At 50.5% G+C, this 20,791-nt stretch carries 22 protein-coding genes and 1 tRNA gene; 21 read left to right on the top strand and 2 right to left on the bottom strand.

Features of this window, described 5'->3' with window-relative positions; all coding sequences use genetic code 11:
- Nucleotide 1: 1 nt before the first annotated feature.
- The 20 genes from nuoI to LG200_RS08780 all read left to right on the top strand — a co-directional run bounded on the left by nuoI (nt 2) and on the right by LG200_RS08780 (nt 18,357).
- A complete protein-coding gene (gene nuoI / locus LG200_RS08875) occupies nt 2-493 on the top strand; it encodes an NADH-quinone oxidoreductase subunit NuoI (protein ID WP_226757200.1) in 492 nt (163 codons plus the stop codon).
- Nucleotides 494-622: 129 nt separating this feature from the next.
- Nucleotides 623-1,267, top strand: a complete 645-nt coding sequence (locus LG200_RS08870; RefSeq protein ID WP_226757199.1) for an NADH-quinone oxidoreductase subunit J — start codon at nt 623-625, stop codon at nt 1,265-1,267.
- Nucleotides 1,264-1,572: an NADH-quinone oxidoreductase subunit NuoK gene (nuoK, locus tag LG200_RS08865; protein WP_226757198.1), complete on the top strand. Its 309-nt coding sequence runs from the start codon at nt 1,264-1,266 to the stop codon at nt 1,570-1,572. The genes LG200_RS08870 and nuoK overlap by 4 nt, the downstream gene beginning before the upstream one ends.
- A 53-nt stretch (nt 1,573-1,625) precedes the next feature.
- On the top strand, nt 1,626-3,695 hold the full coding sequence (gene nuoL, locus LG200_RS08860; RefSeq protein ID WP_226757197.1) for an NADH-quinone oxidoreductase subunit L: 2,070 nt from the start codon (nt 1,626-1,628) through the stop codon (nt 3,693-3,695).
- 6 nt (nt 3,696-3,701) lie between these two features.
- Nucleotides 3,702-5,189 (top strand): NADH-quinone oxidoreductase subunit M, encoded by a 1,488-nt coding sequence (locus LG200_RS08855; RefSeq protein ID WP_226757196.1) that lies wholly within the window; start codon nt 3,702-3,704, stop codon nt 5,187-5,189.
- 19 nt (nt 5,190-5,208) lie between these two features.
- Complete coding sequence (gene nuoN, locus LG200_RS08850; RefSeq protein ID WP_226757195.1) at nt 5,209-6,657, top strand: NADH-quinone oxidoreductase subunit NuoN; 1,449 nt, start codon at nt 5,209-5,211, stop codon at nt 6,655-6,657.
- Nucleotides 6,658-6,661: 4 nt separating this feature from the next.
- Entirely contained in the window at nt 6,662-6,949 is a 288-nt protein-coding gene (locus LG200_RS08845) for a DUF2818 family protein (RefSeq protein WP_226757194.1), read from the top strand.
- 2 nt (nt 6,950-6,951) lie between these two features.
- Nucleotides 6,952-7,536 (top strand): NUDIX domain-containing protein, encoded by a 585-nt coding sequence (locus LG200_RS08840; RefSeq protein ID WP_226757193.1) that lies wholly within the window; start codon nt 6,952-6,954, stop codon nt 7,534-7,536.
- On the top strand, nt 7,533-8,366 hold the full coding sequence (locus LG200_RS08835) for an SDR family oxidoreductase (RefSeq protein ID WP_226757192.1): 834 nt from the start codon (nt 7,533-7,535) through the stop codon (nt 8,364-8,366). The genes LG200_RS08840 and LG200_RS08835 overlap by 4 nt, the downstream gene beginning before the upstream one ends.
- Nucleotides 8,367-8,733: 367 nt before the next feature.
- Nucleotides 8,734-10,533 (top strand): methanol/ethanol family PQQ-dependent dehydrogenase, encoded by a 1,800-nt coding sequence (locus LG200_RS08830; RefSeq protein ID WP_226757191.1) that lies wholly within the window; start codon nt 8,734-8,736, stop codon nt 10,531-10,533.
- Nucleotides 10,534-10,620: 87 nt separating this feature from the next.
- Nucleotides 10,621-11,463 (top strand): methanol oxidation system protein MoxJ, encoded by an 843-nt coding sequence (gene moxJ, locus LG200_RS08825; RefSeq protein ID WP_226757190.1) that lies wholly within the window; start codon nt 10,621-10,623, stop codon nt 11,461-11,463.
- A 33-nt stretch (nt 11,464-11,496) separates the two neighbouring features.
- A complete protein-coding gene (moxG, locus tag LG200_RS08820) occupies nt 11,497-11,991 on the top strand; it encodes a cytochrome c(L), periplasmic (protein WP_404809793.1) in 495 nt (164 codons plus the stop codon).
- Nucleotides 11,992-12,090: 99 nt separating this feature from the next.
- The gene (locus tag LG200_RS08815; RefSeq protein WP_226757189.1) at nt 12,091-12,366 is read left to right on the top strand and encodes a methanol dehydrogenase [cytochrome c] subunit; all 276 of its coding nucleotides are present in this window, start codon (nt 12,091-12,093) and stop codon (nt 12,364-12,366) included.
- Nucleotides 12,367-12,490: 124 nt separating this feature from the next.
- Complete coding sequence (locus tag LG200_RS08810) at nt 12,491-13,510, top strand: AAA family ATPase (RefSeq protein ID WP_226757188.1); 1,020 nt, start codon at nt 12,491-12,493, stop codon at nt 13,508-13,510.
- A gap of 19 nt (nt 13,511-13,529) precedes the next feature.
- On the top strand, nt 13,530-14,393 hold the full coding sequence (locus LG200_RS08805; RefSeq protein WP_226757187.1) for a DUF58 domain-containing protein: 864 nt from the start codon (nt 13,530-13,532) through the stop codon (nt 14,391-14,393).
- Nucleotides 14,393-15,274: a hypothetical protein gene (locus LG200_RS08800; protein ID WP_226757186.1), complete on the top strand. Its 882-nt coding sequence runs from the start codon at nt 14,393-14,395 to the stop codon at nt 15,272-15,274. Before LG200_RS08805 ends, LG200_RS08800 begins: the two co-directional genes overlap by 1 nt.
- Nucleotides 15,271-16,272: a vWA domain-containing protein gene (locus LG200_RS08795; RefSeq protein ID WP_226757185.1), complete on the top strand. Its 1,002-nt coding sequence runs from the start codon at nt 15,271-15,273 to the stop codon at nt 16,270-16,272. The genes LG200_RS08800 and LG200_RS08795 overlap by 4 nt, the downstream gene beginning before the upstream one ends.
- The gene (locus LG200_RS08790) at nt 16,257-16,829 is read left to right on the top strand and encodes a soluble NSF attachment family protein (protein WP_226757184.1); all 573 of its coding nucleotides are present in this window, start codon (nt 16,257-16,259) and stop codon (nt 16,827-16,829) included. The genes LG200_RS08795 and LG200_RS08790 overlap by 16 nt, the downstream gene beginning before the upstream one ends.
- On the top strand, nt 16,826-17,857 hold the full coding sequence (locus tag LG200_RS08785; RefSeq protein WP_226757183.1) for a vWA domain-containing protein: 1,032 nt from the start codon (nt 16,826-16,828) through the stop codon (nt 17,855-17,857). The genes LG200_RS08790 and LG200_RS08785 overlap by 4 nt, the downstream gene beginning before the upstream one ends.
- On the top strand, nt 17,854-18,357 hold the full coding sequence (locus LG200_RS08780; RefSeq protein WP_226757182.1) for an SRPBCC family protein: 504 nt from the start codon (nt 17,854-17,856) through the stop codon (nt 18,355-18,357). The genes LG200_RS08785 and LG200_RS08780 overlap by 4 nt, the downstream gene beginning before the upstream one ends.
- 60 nt (nt 18,358-18,417) lie before the next feature.
- On the opposite strand, the gene LG200_RS08775 is transcribed toward LG200_RS08780, so the two are convergent.
- Nucleotides 18,418-19,878 carry a pyridoxal phosphate-dependent decarboxylase family protein gene (locus tag LG200_RS08775; protein WP_226757181.1) on the bottom strand — a complete coding sequence of 487 codons (1,461 nt, stop codon included), beginning with the start codon at nt 19,876-19,878 and terminating at the stop codon, nt 18,418-18,420.
- Nucleotides 19,875-20,513: a 2OG-Fe(II) oxygenase gene (locus LG200_RS08770; RefSeq protein ID WP_226757180.1), complete on the bottom strand. Its 639-nt coding sequence runs from the start codon at nt 20,511-20,513 to the stop codon at nt 19,875-19,877. Before LG200_RS08770 ends, LG200_RS08775 begins: the two co-directional genes overlap by 4 nt.
- 155 nt (nt 20,514-20,668) lie before the next feature.
- Between LG200_RS08770 and LG200_RS08765 the strand changes: the two genes are divergently transcribed.
- Nucleotides 20,669-20,745: transfer RNA gene (locus tag LG200_RS08765), tRNA-Val, on the top strand.
- Nucleotides 20,746-20,791: the final 46 nt, after the last annotated feature.

Here is a 20,791-nt window from a genome sequence, read left to right as displayed (position 1 = left end):
CATGATAAACAAGATCAGAGAACTGTTTTCCAGCTTTATGCTGTTGGAGCTGGTCAAGGGCATGGCGCTGACCGGGCGCTACTTCTTTGCGCGCAAAATCACAGTGCAGTTCCCCGAGGAGCGTACACCAATGAGTCCGCGCTTCCGCGGCCTGCATGCCCTGCGCCGCTACCCGAACGGCGAGGAGCGCTGCATTGCATGCAAGCTTTGTGAGGCTGTGTGTCCTGCGTTGGCGATCACCATAGAGTCTGAACAGCGCGAGGATAATACGCGCCGTACCACCCGCTATGACATTGACCTGACCAAATGCATCTTTTGCGGATTTTGCGAAGAGTCCTGCCCGGTTGACTCCATTGTTGAAACCCGGATTTTTGATTATCACGGCGAAAAGCGTGGTGACCTGTTATACACCAAGCCCATGTTGTTGGCTGTGGGCGATAAATATGAAGCACAGATCGCGGCGGACCGTGCTACTGATGCCAAGTATAGGTAAGTGATTCTAACAAAATAGAAGTTACAGGTAAAAAGCACAGGAGGAGGAATGTGACGGGATGAATGTGAGCGTGAGACCGCCTGCCCAGGCAGCTCATTTCCCATATTTTGACTTTCACAGAGTTTAAACATGATATTCCAGGATTACGTTTTCTATGCCTTGGCAGCCATCCTGCTTTTCGCAGGCTTGCGAGTCATCACTGCCCGTAACCCGGTACATGCGGCGCTCTTTCTGGTGCTGGCATTTTTCACGGCAGCTGGCATCTGGTTGCTGCTCGAGGCTGAGTTTCTTGCCATAGCCCTGGTACTGGTCTATGTAGGGGCTGTCATGGTGCTGTTCCTGTTTGTGGTCATGATGCTGGACATCAACCTGGACAAACTGCGCGAGGGCTTCTGGAATGCCCTGCCCATTGCGTTGCCAATCGGGCTGCTGATGGCGGCAGAAATGGTCATGATCCTGGGCAGCAAGCATTTCAGCCCGGATATGATGAGTACGCCTACTCCCCGTCCAGCTGGGTACAGCAACACTGCAGAGCTAGGGCGCCAGCTTTATACCGATTATTTGTTACCGTTCGAGCTTGCCTCTGTGGTGTTGTTGGTGGCGATTGTGGCCGCGATTGCACTGACCTTGCGCGAGCGCAAGGACTCCAAGTTCATCGATCCAGCCGAGCAGGTCAAGGTAAAGCGTGCGGACAGGATTCGTATTGTCAGCATGCCATCTGAAAAGGAAATTATTCCCGTAACGGCTGAAGCTGTGGAGGAGAAGAAAAAATGAGCGTCGGCCTTTCACATTATTTGATTCTTGGTTCCCTGTTGTTTGCTATCAGCGTCATTGGCATTTTCCTCAATCGCAAGAATGTGATTGTGCTGTTGATGGCGATTGAGCTGATGTTGCTGGCCGTCAACATGAACTTTATTGCATTCTCCCATTACCTGAATGATATAGCTGGCCAGGTGTTCGTCTTCTTCATACTGACAGTTGCAGCTGCTGAGTCAGCAATAGGCCTGGCGATTCTGGTATTGCTGTTCCGTAACCTCAAAACCATCAATGTTGATGATCTGGACAGACTGAAAGGTTAAACAAGAATGGATATTCAGCCTGTATCCCTGCAAATGAGTGAGCGGGTGTGTCGATGAGCAACGTGCAAAGCCTCTATATCTGGATTCCGTTGCTGCCATTGATCGCTGCCGCAATCGTCGGCCTGTTTGGTCGCCAGCTGCCACGGGCATCCGCGCATTGGATCACGATTGCTGGCGTCGCGGCTGCGTTTTCCCTGTCTGTATGCGTATTCATGAATGCGCTGGATGGGCATGTATTCAATGGCGCAGTCTATACATGGCTGACCAGCGGCGGTAGCCAGTTTGAAGTTGGTTTTCTGGTAGACCGGCTGACTGCTACCATGATGGTGGTGGTGACGTTCGTCTCGCTCATGGTGCATATCTATACTATAGGCTATATGCATGAAGATCCCGGCTACAGCCGTTTCTTCAGCTATATCTCCCTGTTCACCTTTTCCATGCTGATGCTGGTGATGAGCAATAACTTCATGCAGCTCTTCTTTGGCTGGGAAGCGGTGGGCTTGGTATCCTATCTGCTGATTGGATTCTGGTTCAAGCGGCCCACAGCCATTTATGCCAATCTAAAGGCTTTCCTGGTTAACCGGGTGGGCGACTTCGGATTTCTGCTTGGCATCAGCATGGTGCTGTATTACCTGGGCAGCCTGGATTACGCCGCCGTATTCTCGATTGCTCCGCAGTTCGCCGATACAAAAGTAACGCTAATCCCCGGCACCGAATGGTCATTGATGACGGTAATCTGCATCCTGCTGTTTATCGGTGCCATGGGTAAGTCTGCGCAGGTGCCATTGCACGTTTGGCTGCCGGACTCGATGGAGGGGCCAACCCCCATTTCAGCATTGATTCATGCTGCCACTATGGTGACTGCCGGTATTTTCATGGTGGCACGGATGTCGCCATTATATGAATTATCTACCACCGCACTTTCCTTTGTACTGGTAATAGGTGCCATCACGGCCTTGTTCATGGGCTTCCTCGGTATCATCCAAAATGATATCAAGCGTGTCGTTGCCTATTCGACACTCTCCCAATTAGGGTACATGACAGTGGCTCTGGGCGTGTCTGCCTATTCTGTCGCGATATTCCATCTGATGACTCATGCCTTCTTCAAGGCCTTGCTGTTCCTTGGCGCAGGTTCAGTGATCATGGGCATGCACCACGATCAGGATATGCGCAATATGGGCGCCCTGCGTAAATACATGCCTATCACCTGGGTTACCTCGCTTATTGGTTCCCTCGCGTTGATTGGCACGCCATTGTTTTCGGGGTTCTATTCCAAGGATTCCATCATAGAAGCCGCCCAGTTTTCGCAGATTCCCGGCAGTGGTTTTGCCTACTTTGCTGTGCTGGCTGGTGTGTTTGTGACAGCCTTCTATTCATTCCGCATGTATTTCCTTGTATTCCATGGCAAGGAAAAATGGATGCAGTCAGGGCATCATGCCCATGAGCAGCAGCACGCCCATCATGATGAGCATGCACATGATGCTGATCATGGCGACAGCCACACTGATGACGAGCATGAGGAACACCATGGTCTGGGCCCACATGACAAGCCGCACGAATCTCCTTGGGTGGTGACCATACCACTGATCTTGCTGGCCATTCCTTCGGTATTTATCGGCTATTTCGCGATAGAGCCCATGCTGTTTGGCAACTATTTCCATGACATCATTTACGTAAATCATGAGGCTCATGGTGCCATGCATATGCTGGCCCATCATTTCCATGGTGCCGGTGCCATGGCCCTGCATGGCCTGACATCGTTGCCATTCATTCTGGCAGCCTCAGGAGTAGCGCTGGCCTGGTTCTTCTATATGAAGCGCCCGGACATCCCGGCCGCTATCCAGGCGCGTTGCTCACTGATTTACTACATTCTTGATAATAAGTACGGCTTTGATAGCTTCAACGAGAAATTCTTTGCAGCAGGATCGCGCTTTCTTGGTGGCAAGCTTTGGCACTATGGCGACGTGAAGCTGATTGATGGTTTCCTGGTCAATGGTACAGCTCACCTGATAGGGCGAATTGCCGGCCTGGTGCGTCGCCTGCAGACTGGCCTGATTTATCACTATGCCTTTGCCATGATCATAGGCGTATTCCTCCTGCTCACCTTCTTCATGAAGATATAAAAAGCTATGACCGATCTACCAATACTCAGCCTGTCTATCTGGGTGCCTATCGTGGCAGGCTTTCTGGTGCTTTGTACCGGCGGGGACAGAAACGCGCCCTTGGCACGCTGGCTCGCCCTTGCTGGCAGTATTGCCGGGTTTGCCGTGACTGTGCCTTTGTACCTGGATTTTGATATTGCCAATGGAGGCTTCCAGTTTCAGGAACACTTGCAATGGGTTCCTGCCTTCAATATCAATTACCACCTTGGGGTAGATGGCATCGCTGTCCCATTGATTCTCCTGACCAGTTTCACAACTTTCATTGTTGTGCTGGCTGGCTGGGAGGTCATCCAGAAGAGGGTGGCGCAGTATATGGCTTCATTCCTCATCATGTCCGGCATCATGATAGGGGTGTTCTCGGCACTGGATGCCATTCTTTATTATATTTTCTGGGAAGCAATGCTGATTCCCATGTTCCTGGTAATCGGCATCTGGGGTGGGCCCAACCGTGTCTATGCCACCATCAAGTTCTTTCTTTATACCTTGCTTGGTTCGCTGCTGATGCTGGTTGCATTTATTTACCTCTATCACCAGAGCAACAGTTTCGAGATTTCCGAGTACTACAGCATGCCGTTAGACCTGCATGTGCAGGTGCTGATATTCATTGCGTTTTTCATGGCATTCGCCGTCAAGATCCCAATGTGGCCGGTACATACATGGCTGCCTGATGCGCACGTTGAGGCGCCAACTGGCGGTTCCGTCGTATTGGCTGCGATTGCACTCAAACTTGGCGGCTACAGCTTCCTTCGTTTTGCCATGCCCATTGCACCGGACGCCTCGCATTATCTGTCCGGATTTATGATCACGCTGTCATTGATTGCCGTGGTGTACATCGCGCTGGTGGCCCTGGTGCAGAAGGACATGAAGAAGCTGATCGCCTATTCTTCCATTTCACACATGGGCTTTGTCACACTGGGGTTTTTCCTGTTCAATCCTCTTGGCCTAGAAGGCGCGATTGTGCAGATGGTCTCGCACGGGTTTATCTCTTCCGCCATGTTCCTGTCTGTGGGCGTGCTGTATGACCGCATGCATTCACGCCAGATTGCTGATTATGGTGGCGTGGTGAATACCATGCCGACCTTTACCGCATTTGCCGTGCTGTTTGCCATGGCCAATGCCGGTTTGCCTGGGACTTCTGGTTTTGTAGGCGAATTCCTGGTAATTCTAGGCTCTGTACAAGTGAACTTCTGGTACGCATTCCTGGCTTCCACTACCTTGATTTTCGGGGCTGCTTATACCTTGTGGATGATCAAGCGCGTGTATTATGGCCCGGTCGCCAATGCACATGTTGCCGCACTGACCGATATCAACCGTCGCGAGTTCCTAATACTGGGATTGCTGGCAATATTAGTGCTTGGTTTCGGTATCTATCCACACCCCATTACCGAGATGACGCATGCCACAGTCAGCCAGTTGCTTGAGCATATGGCCTTAAGCAAGTTGCCGACCCTGTAAATGTGACGAGAAAACAATCATGAATGCCATTCAATATGACGTGATGACAGCGCTACCGGAGATATTGGTACTCTGCATGGCCATGTTCATCCTGTTGTTGGATCTGTTTTTAAAACCATCCAATCGCTTCCTTATTTATGTCTTGTCGCAATTGACCCTGCTTGGGGCGGCTGTACTGACTACGGTGACACATGTACCCGCAGTCGGTTATGCCTTCAGCGGCCTGTTCGTGGATGACCCATTGGCGGATGTATTGAAGCTGGGCGTCTACCTCAGTACCGCAGTGACGTTGGTCTATACCCGCCAATACACTGCTTTGCGAGGTATGTTCCGTGGTGAGTTTTATGCGCTGGTGCTTTTTTCCACGCTGGGCATGATGATCATGATTTCCGGCCAGCATTTCCTCACGCTATACATGGGGCTTGAGCTATTGTCTCTTTGTCTTTATGCCCTGGTGGCGCTGGACAGAGACAACGCCAATTCAACAGAGGCAGCCATGAAGTATTTTGTGCTGGGGGCATTGGCGTCAGGCATGTTGCTATACGGCATGTCCATGTTGTATGGCGTGACGGGTAGCCTTAATGTTTCCGGCGTGGCTGACGCCCTGCTGAGTGGTGCGCCTGATCATGGTGTGCTGGTGCTTGGACTGGTGTTCATTGTAGCTGGATTGGCTTTCAAGCTGGGCGCGGCACCTTTCCAGATGTGGGTGCCTGATGTGTATCATGGCGCACCTACCGCCATTACGATGTTTATCGGTTCCGCCACCAAGATTGCTGCTTTTGCCATGGTGATAAGGCTGCTGGTGCAAGCCATGTTTGTATTGGCTGTCGACTGGCAGGGCATGCTGGTGATTATGGCCATCATGTCAATGATTGTCGGCAATATTGCGGCCATTGCCCAAACCAATATCAAACGTATGCTGGCATATTCCACCATTTCGCATATTGGTTTTCTGCTACTTGGGTTCCTGAGTGCAAGCCTGAACGGCTATGCATCTGCTACTTTCTATATCCTGTCTTACGTGCTGATGACACTGGCTGGTTTCGGCATCATTCTGCTATTAAGCCGCAAGGGGTTTGAGGCCGACAGGCTGGAAGACCTCAAGGGGCTGAATCAGCGCAGTCCTTGGTATGCATTCATGATGCTCATTGTCATGTTCTCCATGGCAGGCATACCCCCTACACTGGGTTTCTACGCCAAGTTCACCGTGCTGCAATCTGCCCTGCAGGCAGGTTTTGTGGCGCTAGTGGTGTTTGCCGTCCTCATGGCTTTGATAGGGGCGTTTTACTACCTGCGCGTGGTCAAGTATATGTATTTTGATGAGCCAGAGGATCATAGCCCCATCGTCGCACCAGTTGACATGAAGCTGGTCTTGAGTATTAATGCTATTGGTTTACTTATTCTTGGCATGTTGCCGCAACGCCTGATGGATGTTTGCGCGTATGCCATTATTCATAGCATTCAATAGATAGATGACAATCACAATACTTCTGCTGCTGGCATTGCTGGCAGCAAACCTGCCATGGTTTTCCGGACGCCTGTTCTACCTGATTCCACTCAAGCACAAATCACTGGCCTGGTGTTTTTTCGAGCTGGTTGTTTTGTATTTTGTAGTAGGCGCGATTGCCATTGAAGTGGAGCAGTCGAGCGTGGGACAGGTGGCTGAGCGTCGTTGGGAGTTCTATGCAATTACCTTCAGCCTGTTTGTGGTGTTTGCATTTCCGGGATTTGTCTATCGTTATCTCTGGCGCAAGCACTGAACATGGCCAGCATTGATCAAGATCTGCAAGACCTCACCGAAACCGCTATTTCCTCTGAAACAATTGCACAGGGCGGAATGCTTCTGGTCAAGCGAGACCAGGTGCGCGTTCCTTCGGGTGCTATCAGCCAGCGTGAGTACGTCATACATCCAGGGGCAGTAGTGGTAATTCCTCTGCTGCCCAATGGAAATTTGTTACTTGAGCGGCAGTTTCGCTATCCTTTGCACCAGGTATTCATAGAGCTTCCGGCAGGCAAGATAGATGCTGGTGAGCCACATTTGCGCACTGGTCAGCGCGAACTATTGGAAGAAACCGGATACAGTGCCGATGAGTGGATATACCTCGGCCTGCAACATCCCTGCATAGGGTATTCCAATGAAGTCATTCATATTTATCTTGCCCGCAACCTCCGGGCAGGTGAGCACAATCGCGATGAAGATGAAGCTTTGCAGCTTTTCGAAGCAAGCCTGGATGAGTGTCTGGAGATGGTGCGCGGCGGTGAATTGACCGATGGCAAAACCATAGTGGCATTGTTCCGTGCCGAGAAATTTATTCAGGGACAATGGCCTGCGGAGGTTGTGACATGAGCCATGTACTGATCGCTGGTTGCGGTGACTTGGGATTGGAACTGCTGCGCAATCTTCGCGCAAGCGGCTTTGAGGTGACAGGGTTGAGGCGTTCTTCGCAATCTTTGCCTGACGGTGCCAGCCTGATCCAGGCTGATGTAACAGATCCTGAAAGTTTATCTGTGCTTACAGAGCTCGAAGTGGATATCCTGGTTTATTGTGTTGCTGCCAGTGAGCATTCTGATGAGAGTTACCGGGCAAGCTATGTTGATGGGCTCAGGAACGTCTTGAGTGTATTGAGCTCGACGAGACTTGCACATATCTTTTTTGTTTCCAGTACAAGTGTCTACGGTCAGGAAACGGATCAGTTCCTTGATGAGGATACACCGGCGCTTGCCAGTGACTTTAGCGGCAAGCGCATGTTGGAAGCAGAGGCTTTGCTGGCAGGGCATCCCGCTTCAATATTGCGTTTTTCCGGAATTTACGGCCCTGGACGTCACCGGATGATAGAGTTGGCTAAGGAGCCTCAGCGCTGGCCGGCAAGAAATGGGTGGACTAACCGCATTCATCGGGATGATGGGGCTGCATTTATCCAGTTTCTGATCCAGCGTGTCCAGGCAGGGCAACTCCTGGATGCCATATATCTGGTCACTGATCAGCAGCCTTTGCCGGTGTACGATCTGCTCATGTGGCTGGCAAAGCAGCAGCAGGTAAAAATTCCCGAGATGGAAATACCTGTCGTGGCAGGTAATAAACGCCTCAATAACCAGCGCATGCGATCCACGGGATATCACTTCATCTACCCGGATTACCAAGCCGGATACACCGCATTATTAAGCCAGCTTGCCTAGCGATTTCCTCTCATCAATTTCCTGAATTCTCGATTAACGCCATGCGCCAGTGCCCATGGCGTTTTTTATTGCCCTCCGCATGTTACGTAATTTACTTAGTGGCCTCGGGTGTTCTTCCTGACCAGGTTCCGATCGATAGCATTTCCTAAACAGCATGTTAGCTAACAATACTTATCCCCATTCTCGCAAATAAGCCGTGGCTGGGGCTTTGACTTGTGAGTAAGCCATGTATCGCATATGAATACTTACCCAATTCATCGGGAATCTTTCATCTATTGTATTTGTTACAAATTGTTAAGAATTGTTTCCGCCGAGTAACAACCGATCGGCAGGGAGTTTGTAATCAAACCAGAATGAGGAGAAGTATATGAAAGGCAGAGTAACCAACGTCGGTATCGGCGCTGCTGTCGGCAGTTTGCTAGTACTTGCGACGATGCAAGGTGCTCAGGCAAATTCAGGTGTGCAGGAATTGACCAAGAATGCAGATAACTGGGCCTTGCAAACTGGTAATTATACCGGGCAGCACAATAGTACGCTGAATCAAATCAACAGGGGCAACGTTAAGAACCTGAAGGCAGCATGGTCGTTCTCAACCGGTGTGTTGAATGGTCACGAAGGTGCTCCATTGGTGATTGGCGACATGATGTACATTCATAGTGCCTTCCCTAACAATACATACGCTGTTAACTTGAATGATCCAGGCGTGATTGCTTGGCAACACAAGCCTAAGCAAGTTGCATCAGTTAAAGCTGTTGCTTGTTGTGACATCGTTGACCGTGGTTTGGCATATGGCGATGGCAAAATTATCAAGAAGCAACTGGATGGTAAATTGCTTGCCCTGGATGCCAAGAGCGGCAAGGTCGTCTGGGAAATCGAAGTTTGTGATCCTAAAGTTGGCGCTACGCTGACTCAAGCTCCATACGTTATCAAGAACACTGTTCTGATTGGCTGTTCCGGTGCTGAGCTGGGTGTTCGTGGTGCGGTTAATGCCTTCAATCTGAAGACTGGTGAGCTGCAATGGCGTGCTTTTGCAACTGGTCCTGATGAAGAAGTCAAGCTGGCTAAGAACTTCAATAGCGACAATCCTCACTATGGTCAATTCGGCCTGGGTCTGAAGACTTGGGAAGGTGATGCATGGAAAATCGGTGGTGGTACTAACTGGGGTTGGTATGCCTACGATCCTAAGCTGAACCTGTTCTACTACGGTTCCGGTAACCCAGCACCTTGGAATGAAACAATGCGTCCAGGTGATAACAAATGGACCATGACTATCTGGGCTCGTGATCTGGATACTGGTGAAGCCAAATGGGGTTACCAAAAGACTCCTCACGACGAGTGGGACTTCGCTGGTGTTAACCAAATGATCCTTTCCGATCACAAGGTTGACGGCAAAGTAACTCCTCTGCTGACCCACATTGACCGTAACGGCATCATGTACACCCTGAACCGTGACAACGGTAACTTGATCCAGGCTGCTAAGGTTGACCCGGCAGTGAACGTATTCAAGAAGGTGGACCTGAAGACTGGTACTCCAGTTCGTGATCCAGAATTCAGTACACGTATGGATCACAAGAGCACCAACGTTTGTCCTTCCGCGATGGGCTTCCATAACCAAGGTCTGGATGCTTTGGATCTGGATGAGCCGATTGTTTACGCTGGTCTGAACCACATTTGTATGGATTGGGAGCCGTTCATGCTGCCATACCGTGCAGGTCAGTTCTTCGTTGGCGCAACGCTGGCTATGTACCCTGGACCTAGCGGCCCAACCAAGAAGGAAATGGGTCAAGTACGTGCCATGGACATCGTGACTGGCAAGTACAAGTGGACTAAGTGGGAGAAGTTTGCTGTTTGGGGCGGTACTCTCGCTACCAAGGGCGGCCTCGTTGCTTACAACACGCTTGATGGCTATATCAAGGCTCTTGATAAAGACAATGGTAAGGAACTCTGGAAGTTCAAGATGCCTTCTGGTGGTATCGGTGCTCCAATGACTTATCAGTTCAAGGGTAAGCAATACATCGGTTCTATGTACGGTGTAGGCGGTTGGCCTGGTGTTGGTCTGGTATTCGACTTGACCGATCCTAGCGCTGGTCTGGGTGCTGTAGGTGCCTTCAAGGAACTGCAAAACCACACTCAAATGGGCGGCGGCCTGATGGTATTCAGCCTGTAATTGTAGTTTGTAGCTGATGTCATATTTCCGGGGCGGCTTGGCTGCCCCGGTATTTAAGTTGAACCGTTTTTTTGGAATTAAGTACACATGCATATTGTTAATAAGAAATCCTGTATTACTGGCCTGAAGACTGTCTTGCTTGGTATTGCTGGAATGGTCGCTTTTCAGGCTAATGCTGCAAATGAGCTGAGAGTTTGTGCGGGCAAGGACGAAATGCCGTACTCAAATGACAAACAGGAAGGGTTTGAAAACAATATAGCGAAGTTACTGGGCAATGCGCTAAATCGTAAGGTGACTTTTGCCTACTGGTCTGATGCGCGTTATGCAGTCAGGGATTTTCTAGATAAAAAGCAGTGTGATGTATTGATGGGCCTGGATAAGGGTGACCCTCGGGTTCTGAATACCAAGCCTTACTACAAGTCCGGTTACGTTTTTGTTACACGCCAGGACAGAGAAATTGATATTACCTCCTGGGACCATCCATATCTTAAGGAGCGTACTTTCCGCATAGGTGTTTTGCCCGATAGTCCTGGCAAAAACATGCTTCTGGAACTTAACCGCTTTGATGACATGTTTGACTACCAAGTTGAGCTGACCGATTTTAAGTCTACACGCAACCGCTACGTCAAAATCGATGAGCGCAAGCTGGTGGACGATGTTGTGAGCATGCATTTGCATGCTGCTGCCTTGTGGGCGCCGTCTGTGGCCCGTTATGTTCATGACTCCAAGACGCCACTGAAGATGGTGTTGATTGAAGATAATGCGACACGCGCCAATGGCGGCAAGATACCGATGCAGTATGAAGTGGTAATGGGTGTGCGCCTTGGTGATGAGGCTCTAAAAGAGGAGCTGGACAAGGCAATTACATCTAATCAGAAAGAGATTGATGCGATTCTTGAGAAAGAAAGTATTCCTCTCTTGCCAATCTAGCAATCTAGTTTTTTTGTAACTCCGGGGTAGTAAATGTTTAAAAAATTAGCAGTAGTAGGTGGTTTGAGTGTTTTTCTTGCTTCAGGCTTTGCCCTGATGCCAGCGCAAGCCGATCTTGATTTCAGAGGAACCGTTTCAGGTGATCCATTGGACTTGTCTGGTGAGAATGAAACTCCAGCTTTCAAGGAGTTTAAGAATACAGGTGAGAACCCATACAACGGGAAGCAAGAAGAGCTCAATAAAGGTTATGTGATTTTTTCAACCGCGTGTTCGGGATGTCATGGTCACTTGGCTGAAGGCAAGCTTGGTCCGGCATTGAGTGATGATTATTGGACTTATCCAGCCAACCTTCAAGACAAGGGCCTATTTGAAACTATCTATGGCGGCGCTGCTGGCATGATGGGCCCACAACAAGGTTTGCTTGAGGCTGACGAAATTCTGCATGTAATGAGCTGGGTGCGCGCTTTGCAGAATGATCCGGAAAAAGCCAAGAAAGCTGTGGAAACATTTGAACATCGCAATGGTTAAACACGGTTAGCCGTGCTCAGGAATTCTGCCGGGATGCTGACTGGTGGCTCCCGGCGGATTAAGTAGTACCACCAGCAACCATAACACAAGGAGATATCAATGAAACGCGTTTTGACATTAGTAGCAACCGTAGGTGCGATGGTTGCCTCTGGCTTGGCTTTTTCATATGACGGCCAAACCTGTAAAGAAGCTGGTAACTGCTGGCAAGCCAAACCTGGCTATCCAGAAAAGATTGCTGGCTCCAAGTACGATCCTAAGCATGATGCTGCTGAACTGAGCAAGCAGGAAGCTGCAATCAAGGCAATCGATGAGCGTAACGCAAAGCGTATTGCTAACGCTAAAGCAACTGGCACATTCAAGTTTGATGTGAAGTAAGTTTGCTTCATGGAAAAAGCTGATGCTCCTACGGGCATCAGCTTTTTTACTGGGTTTTATTTAAATCATATTTATTTCAAAGTGTAATTCAAATAAATCTTCAGTCAGCAGGACACACGACATCATGCAAGAAAAAATTGATCTGAATGAGTGGCGGGAACGGGCACTTGGTTTTGAACAGTCCACGAATAAAGTGGTGCTGGGACTGGAGCAACAAGTCAGGGCGCTGACTATTGCGATTTTCTCGCGTGGACATGTATTGCTGGAAGGCGATGTTGGTGTTGGTAAGACAACTTTGCTTAAGGCAGCTTCGAGGTTGCTGGGCGGCGCTTATCAACGGATTGAAGGCGCGATTGACCTGATGCCTGGCGATTTTCTCTACCATGCTTATATCGACCAGAATGGCCAACCTGCAGTAGCGCCCGGCCCATTGTTGCGGCACGAGGAAGATCTTGCGGTATTCTTTTTCAATGAAATCAATCGCGCACGGCCCCAGGCACATTCACTGCTTTTACGTTTGATGGCTGAGCGCAGTGTCAATGCGTTTAACCGTGATTATGCGTTTCCCCATTTGACCGTGTTTGCTGACCGGAATCGATTGGAACGTGAAGAGACTTTTGAATTGCCTGCTGCGGCACGTGACCGTTTTTTCATGGAAATCTCTATATTTGCCCCTGATGACAAGGAAATGCAACGTGACTTGATGTTCAGTACACGCTTTCATGATGCAGACGCGCTTATTAACACACTAGAGCTGGGCTTGGTTCCTTACGATCAATTGAATGCGGTATCAGAAACAATCCAGGAAACCGTACGTGCCGAATTGGCCTTGCAGGATTATGCAGTCAATCTCTGGCGTGCTTTACGGAATCCCGAGGAGGCCGGGGTTCAGATCGAAGATGTGGACATCAGTCGCCTGGTGGCTGGTGGCGCCAGTCCACGCGGCATGGCAATGTTGATGCGTGCGGCACGTACACGGGCATGGCTGGAAGGGCGCGACTACCTAACACCTGATGATATTCGTGCCGTGTTCCAGCATACCGTAGGGCATCGTGTATTTTTCACACCTGCTTATGAGCTGCGCCGTGATGAAATTGCTCCAGCATTGCTTCAGGGCGTCCTGAACAAGATTCCTGCACCTTAAACGGCTTGGCAGGTTTATTTTGACTAGTTTTACCCCACAGGAATTCTATTATCGCCTGCATTGGCGCGCCCGAGGTGCCCAGCCCGGTGCGCACGCAACCCGCACCCCGGGCAGTGGGGCTGATTTTGCCGGCCATGTACCTTTTATGGATAACCCAGATCCGCGGCGGTTGGATCTGCGTGCCAGTTTACGCGTAATTCCCAGGCGCTATGTAGTGCGCTCATTCTATGAGCGTGGCGCAATCGTCGTATATGCATTGCTGGATACTTCTACCTCCATGAGGTTTGCCGGCAATGCGGAGAAAAAAAGGTTGTTGGCAGATATTGCAGCGGCAATTGCATGGTCTGCTACCCGTAGTGGAGATGCTTTCTCATTGGTCGCTTGCGATGATGTAGTACGCCAGGATTTGTTTTCCCCTCCTTCTGCTAGGCGTGGTCTGGCACAGGAGGTGCACAAGAAAATACTGGCCACTGATATTGGCAATAATGTCGGTGCGCAGGCGCTGCCTTATGCCACTGAGCAGTTGAGGCCAAGCCGTTCCTTAATATTTTTGATTTCAGATTTTCACCTCGATGAAGAGTTGCTGACTCGGACTTTATCTTCATTTTCTGCTCACGACGTAGTGCCTGTCGTGCTCTGGGATAGTAGTGAATACAAGGATCTGCCCAATTGGGGCTGGGCAAGGGTGCGGGACATGGAGGGCGGTGGTGATAGATCCCTATTCCTTCGCCGCAGTCTTACACAGCAAATCCAGCAGCAATACCTGCAACGCAAGGATGACCTGAAAGTCTTATGCCGCAAGTTTGGTGCGCGTGCCCCGTTTTTTGTTGAAGATGAATTTGATGCCGGTTTATTGACGCGTCATCTTTTGGAGGCTGGTTGATGATACGTTTACTGTTGCCTTTACTATTGCTGGCATTGCCAGCATTTGCCGCTGAGAAAAGCGTCAATGCGCAGTCGCTTGTTCGCGATGTTGGTTATCGTATCGGGGATATTGTCGAGCAGCGGGTTGAGGTGATTACCCCTGAAGGATATGTGCTTGATGAGTCTTCCTTGCCCAAGAAGCTGGGGGCTGGAGCCCATATTGAGTTGCGCAAGGTGGATATTCAGACCCAGAAGGTGAATGGCAGCCTGAAACATGTGATGAGGTTTGACTGGCAGGTATTCCGTACATTGCGCGATGTACGCCCAATTCCCCTACGCGCTCTTGAGCTCAATTTTCGCAAGGGTAATGATGTATTGGTCGCCAGGTTACAGGCCGCCGAGGTACTGATGGCTCCCATGCTACCCACTATGCTCACTAAGGAGCAGGCAACGCCGCGTGAGGCAATCGCACCTCAGCCAGAGCCGCTTGAACCCATATGGCAGCAGATGGTGTTTGCCTTGACTGGGCTGGGGATTGCAGGAATTTATTTTGCCTGGCGCTTTGATCTGTTACCTATTTTTGGCGGGCGTGCTTCACCATTCCGCCAGGCGGCGCGGGATATACACCGTGCCCGCAATGAACAGGATGAACTTGCCAGGTTGCAATCTTCCATGCGCATATTGAGTCGGGCATTCAACGTGTATGCCAGCAACGCTGTGACCTATGAAACCCTGTTGCCGTTGTTTGCTGCACGGCCCGAATTGCAAGTGCGAAAAGCAGAAATTGAACAGTTCTTTTTGGCCACACAGCAGGTGTTTTTTGCCGGAAAAACGGACGGCATGTCTTACATCCAGGTTGATAAGCTGGCACGCCAGCTCAGTCTGTTGGAGACACCGTGAGCGAGTTTCTGCAAAGTACCGGTGCAGGATTGCATTCTCCGGCTTGGTTGTTTTTGCTGGTGTTGGCTCTGGTACCTTTGATGGTACGCGGGCATGCGGCATTTCCTTATCCATCGGTTTCCAGGTTGCCAGAAGATGAACTTTCGGTATGGATTGAGCGGCTCTGGCGCTGGGCTGGCTCACTTGCGATAGCCACTTTGGCAATTGCCATGTCCGGGCCATATTGGGGTGAGCAACGGCTGGAAAAGGTTGGCCGTGGCGCCCATGTGATGATCGTGCTGGATCGTAGTGCCAGTATGAACGACAGCTTTGCCGATACAGCCAAGAGTGACAGTGAATCAAAAATGGCAGCTGCCAGGCGTGTGTTGCAGTCTTTTGTCAGCCAAAGCCGTGAAGATCTGCTGGGCATGGTGACATTTAGCACCTCCCCCATCCTGGTTGCCCCTTTGGGCGGAGACCGGGAAGCTGTGCTGGCAGCCTTGCGTGCAACAGAGGCGGGGGGCATGGGGTTTACTGCTGTTGCCCGTGGGTTGGGCATGGCGCTGGATTATTTTGAAGGCAGGCCAGTCACTGGCGCGCGTGCCATTTTACTGGTGTCTGACGGTGGGGCGCATCTGGATGTGAAAACACAAGATCTGTTACGTGAGATGTTCCATCGCCAGGGCGCCTCCTTGTACTGGGTATATTTGCGCTCTGCCAATGGGGCCAGCCTCAAGGATGCGCCTGAAGATGAAAACCGGGATGCTTTTCCGGAGTATCAACTGCATGAGTATTTCCAGTCACTGGGCGTGAACTACCATGTTTACGAGGCGGAAAGCCCTCAGGCGGTGGAAGAAGCGCTGGCTGACATATCACGTTTGAAGAACCAGCCGGTCAAATATTATGAAGCTGCAGCCAGACAAGACTTGAGCTGGGTTTTTTATTTAATTGCGTTGCTGTGTGCTGCAACGCTCTTTGCCTTACACCTGACGGAGGTTAAAAAATGGCGCGCCGTTTAAGGCTTTTCCCATGGATGCTGTTATTGCTGGCGCTCTCTCTTGTAGCGCAGGTGTGGACTGGCATGAATTTATACAAAGCACATACCTATAATCAGAAGCTGGCTACGGAGGAAGTGCAGGGCGGCAAGTCGGCGCGCGAATTGTTTGCCGATGCCTGGCTGCTGGCGGACAAGGGGCAGGTGGAAAAGGCGCTGGAGCTTTATATAGAAGCTGCTGCCAAGGGTAATGATGCTATACGCAAGGCGGCCTATTTTAACTCTGGCAATCTGTATTTAAGCCAGAGTGTGGAAATCCTCGAAAATGAAGGCTATGTTGCCTGGGACAAAGTGGGACCATTGATGGCCCTGTGCAAGGAAAACTACAGCAAGGCATTATTGATAGACCCTGACTGGATAGATGCCAAATATAATCTTGAGCTGGCGCTCAGGCTTTCTCCCTCTTTCGCCGGCGTGAAGACTCCCAACCGGTATAACGAAGATGACGATGAAGTTGATGAAGCAGAAAAGCGTCCTGACGGATGGCCCTCCATCCCCGGTTTTCCTAGAGGGATGCCTTGATCTTGCGTCGCTTCAAGCTTTCCAATCTGGATCTGCGCGGCAGATTGATGCTGGCTACAGTATTCCTGTTGGTCCTCTGCATGTTTCAACCACACGCTACATTACCTCGCCGTGTGTTTGACTGGTTCTTTGTGCTGGATATCACGCAAAGCATGAATGTGCGTGATTACACCGTCGATGGCAAAAGCGTCAGTCGTCTGGAATATTCAAAAAAGGCCATGCGCGAGGCGTTGCGGGATATGCCGTGCGGGTCCACTGTGGCATTAGGTATGTTTACCGAACGTGGTACGCAGAATATTGTGCAGCCGCTTGAGGTATGCGCTCATTTCTCGGCCCTGGATCAGACTATAGATCATATGGACTGGCGCATGGCATGGGCTGCGGACTCGTTTATTACCCATGGCGTGCTTAGCGCCGTCGATCTGACCGCCAAGCTGGGCCAGAATACACATTTGGCGTTCTTTACTGATGGCCATCAGGCACCCCCATCCAATCCGGATTACCTGCCAAAGTTTGAAGGCAAGCCTGGAGAAGTGAGGGGCATATTGGCCGGTACTGGCAAGGAGGAGCTGAGCCGTATTCCCAAGCTTGATGAGCATGACAATATCATTGGCTATTGGGAGTTGGAGGAAGTCATGCGCTTTGCCACCTTTGGCATGTTCACTTCCAAATCTGTGGAAAGCATGGAGAAGGACATGGAGGTGGTGGAAGATGATGATGGCCTCAACCGGCGGAATGCCTCTCATGGCCGTAATCCCGCCGAGGATACCCAGGCCAACCTTTCCGGTCTGGATGAAAAAACCTTGAAGCATTTGGCAGAAATTACAGGCCTGGATTATGGGCGCCTGGGTTCACTGCGAGGTTTTGCACGTGATGTGACATCAACCAATATGGCAAGTTGGCGTTCAGGAAAAACTGATTTGCGCCCTTGGTTTGCCCTGCCTGCTTTGCTGTTGATTCTGGCGTTTTTTATGCCACCAAGATTTTTCAGTTTCGTTCAACAACATTTGAGGTTCAAGAAAAGATGAAATTACTGATTGCAATATTAAGTCTGGCAATTGCCACACCTGCGTTGGCACACGGGCCAACTCCACGCAAGACGGATGAAACCGTGACAGTCAAGGCCAATGCAGAAAGTGTCTGGGCAAAGGTTTCCGAGCCTTGCGCTATTGCCAAATGGCACCCTGAAGTCACCGCTTGCGAGAAGGTGGACGACAAAACCAGCAATATCACCCTGAAAAATGGTGGCAAGATCCAGCAACAAGTGGATGAGCTGGATGTGGCCAACAAGACTTTATCTTATCGTCTGGGTGGTGAAATTGCCTTGGAGGCGTTACCTGTGAGCTCCTTGACCGGTCGGATCAAGGTTGATGCCGACGGCAGCAATGCCAAGGTAAGCTGGATGGCACGTTTTTATCGCTTCGATACAGGGAATGAACCGCCTGAAGGTCAGGATGACGAAACTGCACAGAATGCGGTAGATGGATTTATCAAGGCTGGCCTGGCTGGCCTGGAGGCTGGTAAGTAATTTACTGGCTGCATTAATAAAAGGGGCTTCTGCCCCTTTTTGTTGGAAAATATCAATTCCTTAACGAGATGAAAGCGCTAGCGCTGTTTGGCTGATAGTATCCAGCAGTTCATCCATATCCGCCTCAGTGCTAAATGGATTCATCAAAGTGCTGCGTAACCAAATCACGCCATTGATTTCGACTTGTGTCAGGTGAAAACTTCCACTTTCAACAATACTTTGCCTGATCTGACTTTGCAATTTGCTTGATTTTTCAAGGGTGATATTTGGGTACTGATAGCGAAAACAGACGATATTGGTATCTGGCTCCATCAGTAGCTCAAACCCAGATTTCTGCTTGATCTTGCTTGCAAATGTCCTGGCTTGGGCCCATGCATGGTCAATCAGCGCAGCCATGCCTTGCCGTCCATATAAGTTAAATGCGGCCCATAATTTAAGCCCCATCATGCGCTTGGTACATTCCAGCGTGCGATAGCTGATGTTGAAGGATTCATCTTCGTGGTGATCGCCCTGAAACAAGTATGAGGCATCCTGCGCAAAGGCCTTGTAACTGTCATCCTTGTTGCGGAACAGCACGGCAGAGACAGTGGCAGGCATATACATCAGCTTGTGCCCATCCCATACAACGGACCTTGCCATGGTGACGCCCTGCAAGGCATGTTTGTGCTGGTCTGAAAGCAATGCCGAGGCGCCATGGGCGCCATCGACATGCAACCATAATTCGTGGCGCTGGCAATATTCGCCAATGGCTTGCAATGGATCAATGCTGCCTGTGGGGGTGCAACCCGCAGTTGCCACGATGGCCATGACGATTTCATTTCTAGCCAGGCATTGTTCATGTGCTGCTTGTAAGACATCCGGCAACATGCGCCCATTACTATCCACCTCGATTGCTATCACAGCCTGGGTGCCCAAACCCATGATGCCGGCGGCACGGCTGATGGCATAATGGGAAAAGTCTGAGGCCAGAATACGCATGGGCCTGCTATCGTTCATGCCCTTTTGCCATACGTCTGTTGCATGTTGTCGTGCGGCCAATAGCGCGGTCAAGTTAGCCTGGGCACCACCTGATGTCAGTACTCCGTCACCTGCAGTCCAGCCCACAGCCCTGTTGAGCCAACGTATGACCTGGCGCTCTATCATGGTGGCGCTGGGGCCTGTTTCGTAAACCACCATTGCCTGATTGGTCAACGCAGCTACCAGGTCGCATAGGGCGGCTAGTGGTAAAGGGGCGGCAACTTGATGGCCAAAATTGTGAGGGTGATGTACGGCAAGGTTTCGTGAGATGACTTGTTGTTCCAGCCATTTCAGCAAGCCTTTGCTGTCTAACGTTGGATGCTCCGGCAGAGAGTGTTGCCAGTTCATATCCGCTGCTTGAGGAGATTGCCAGTCGAGAATATTCGATTCACCAGCAATATCGGCTGATATCCGGTTGGCTAGCATATCTATCAATGCGTGGCCGGTGCGACGGAAATCCTCGATGTCGAACATCTGGTTGAGCCAGTCTTTTTGCTGGCTCATGAGAGGTTAGTGCCTCGTTTCCTGAACCACCCAGTCAGGCTCATGCGTTCGCGCCTTGCGGGTAAAACTTCATGCCAGAAACGGCCAGACATAAATACCGCCAAGGTGCCGCTTTCCGGCAATACGTCGATAACTGATGGTTCGGCAGTGCCATCCATATAGATACGCAGAGCGCCGCCGTCATCAATTTTCCAATTATCATTAAGATACAGGATACAACTGATCTGTCTTTCTTCATTGCCGCGGAATTGATCCAGGTGCTTGCGGTAAATGGCGCCGGGTGGATAAATGGCGAAATGGTTCTCAAGTTCAAAGAGGCCCAGGTACAGATGGCGATTCAATGCTTCACGCAACTGTTCCATTGTGGCAAAAAACGCCTGTTGCGCAGCGCTGGATTGGGCATCGTCGAGCCAGTGTATCAAATCTCCCCGAGTGGCAGTATCGAGTTTTGCCGTGTCTTCCCTGCCCGTCGTTGCGCCTTGCATCGCGCCGGCATGATGCAGTTGGTGCGCTTCTTCCCTGAGCGCAGCAATAAAATCTGCAGGAAAGAAACCCGGAATCACGGCATAGCCATGCTCGGCAATGCCTTCAATAATCTGGTCTATCTTGCTGGTGGGAAAGGTATTGGAAGTCATGACGGTGATCATCTGTTTAGCCATATTATAGCGGTAGCGTTCATGTCGTATGCTGATTTCACGGGAGATTTTGAAGTGACTCAGTAAAAATCACATTGCCTGGGCAGTGACATTGCGCTAGAATGCGCAGCTCTTTTGTTCGATCAAGAACATACAGACCCGTAGCTCAGCTGGTTAGAGCGCTGCCTTGACATGGCAGAGGTCGATGGTTCGAGTCCATTCGGGTCTACCAAAATTCCAAAGCCACCGTCAGGTGGCTTTTGCGTTTCTTCTCAGCC

Origin of the sequence: Methylobacillus caricis, assembly GCF_020532705.1 — a bacterium.
GTDB classification, from domain to species: domain Bacteria; phylum Pseudomonadota; class Gammaproteobacteria; order Burkholderiales; family Methylophilaceae; genus Methylobacillus; species Methylobacillus caricis.
This window is presented reverse-complemented; position numbering and strand designations above follow the sequence as displayed.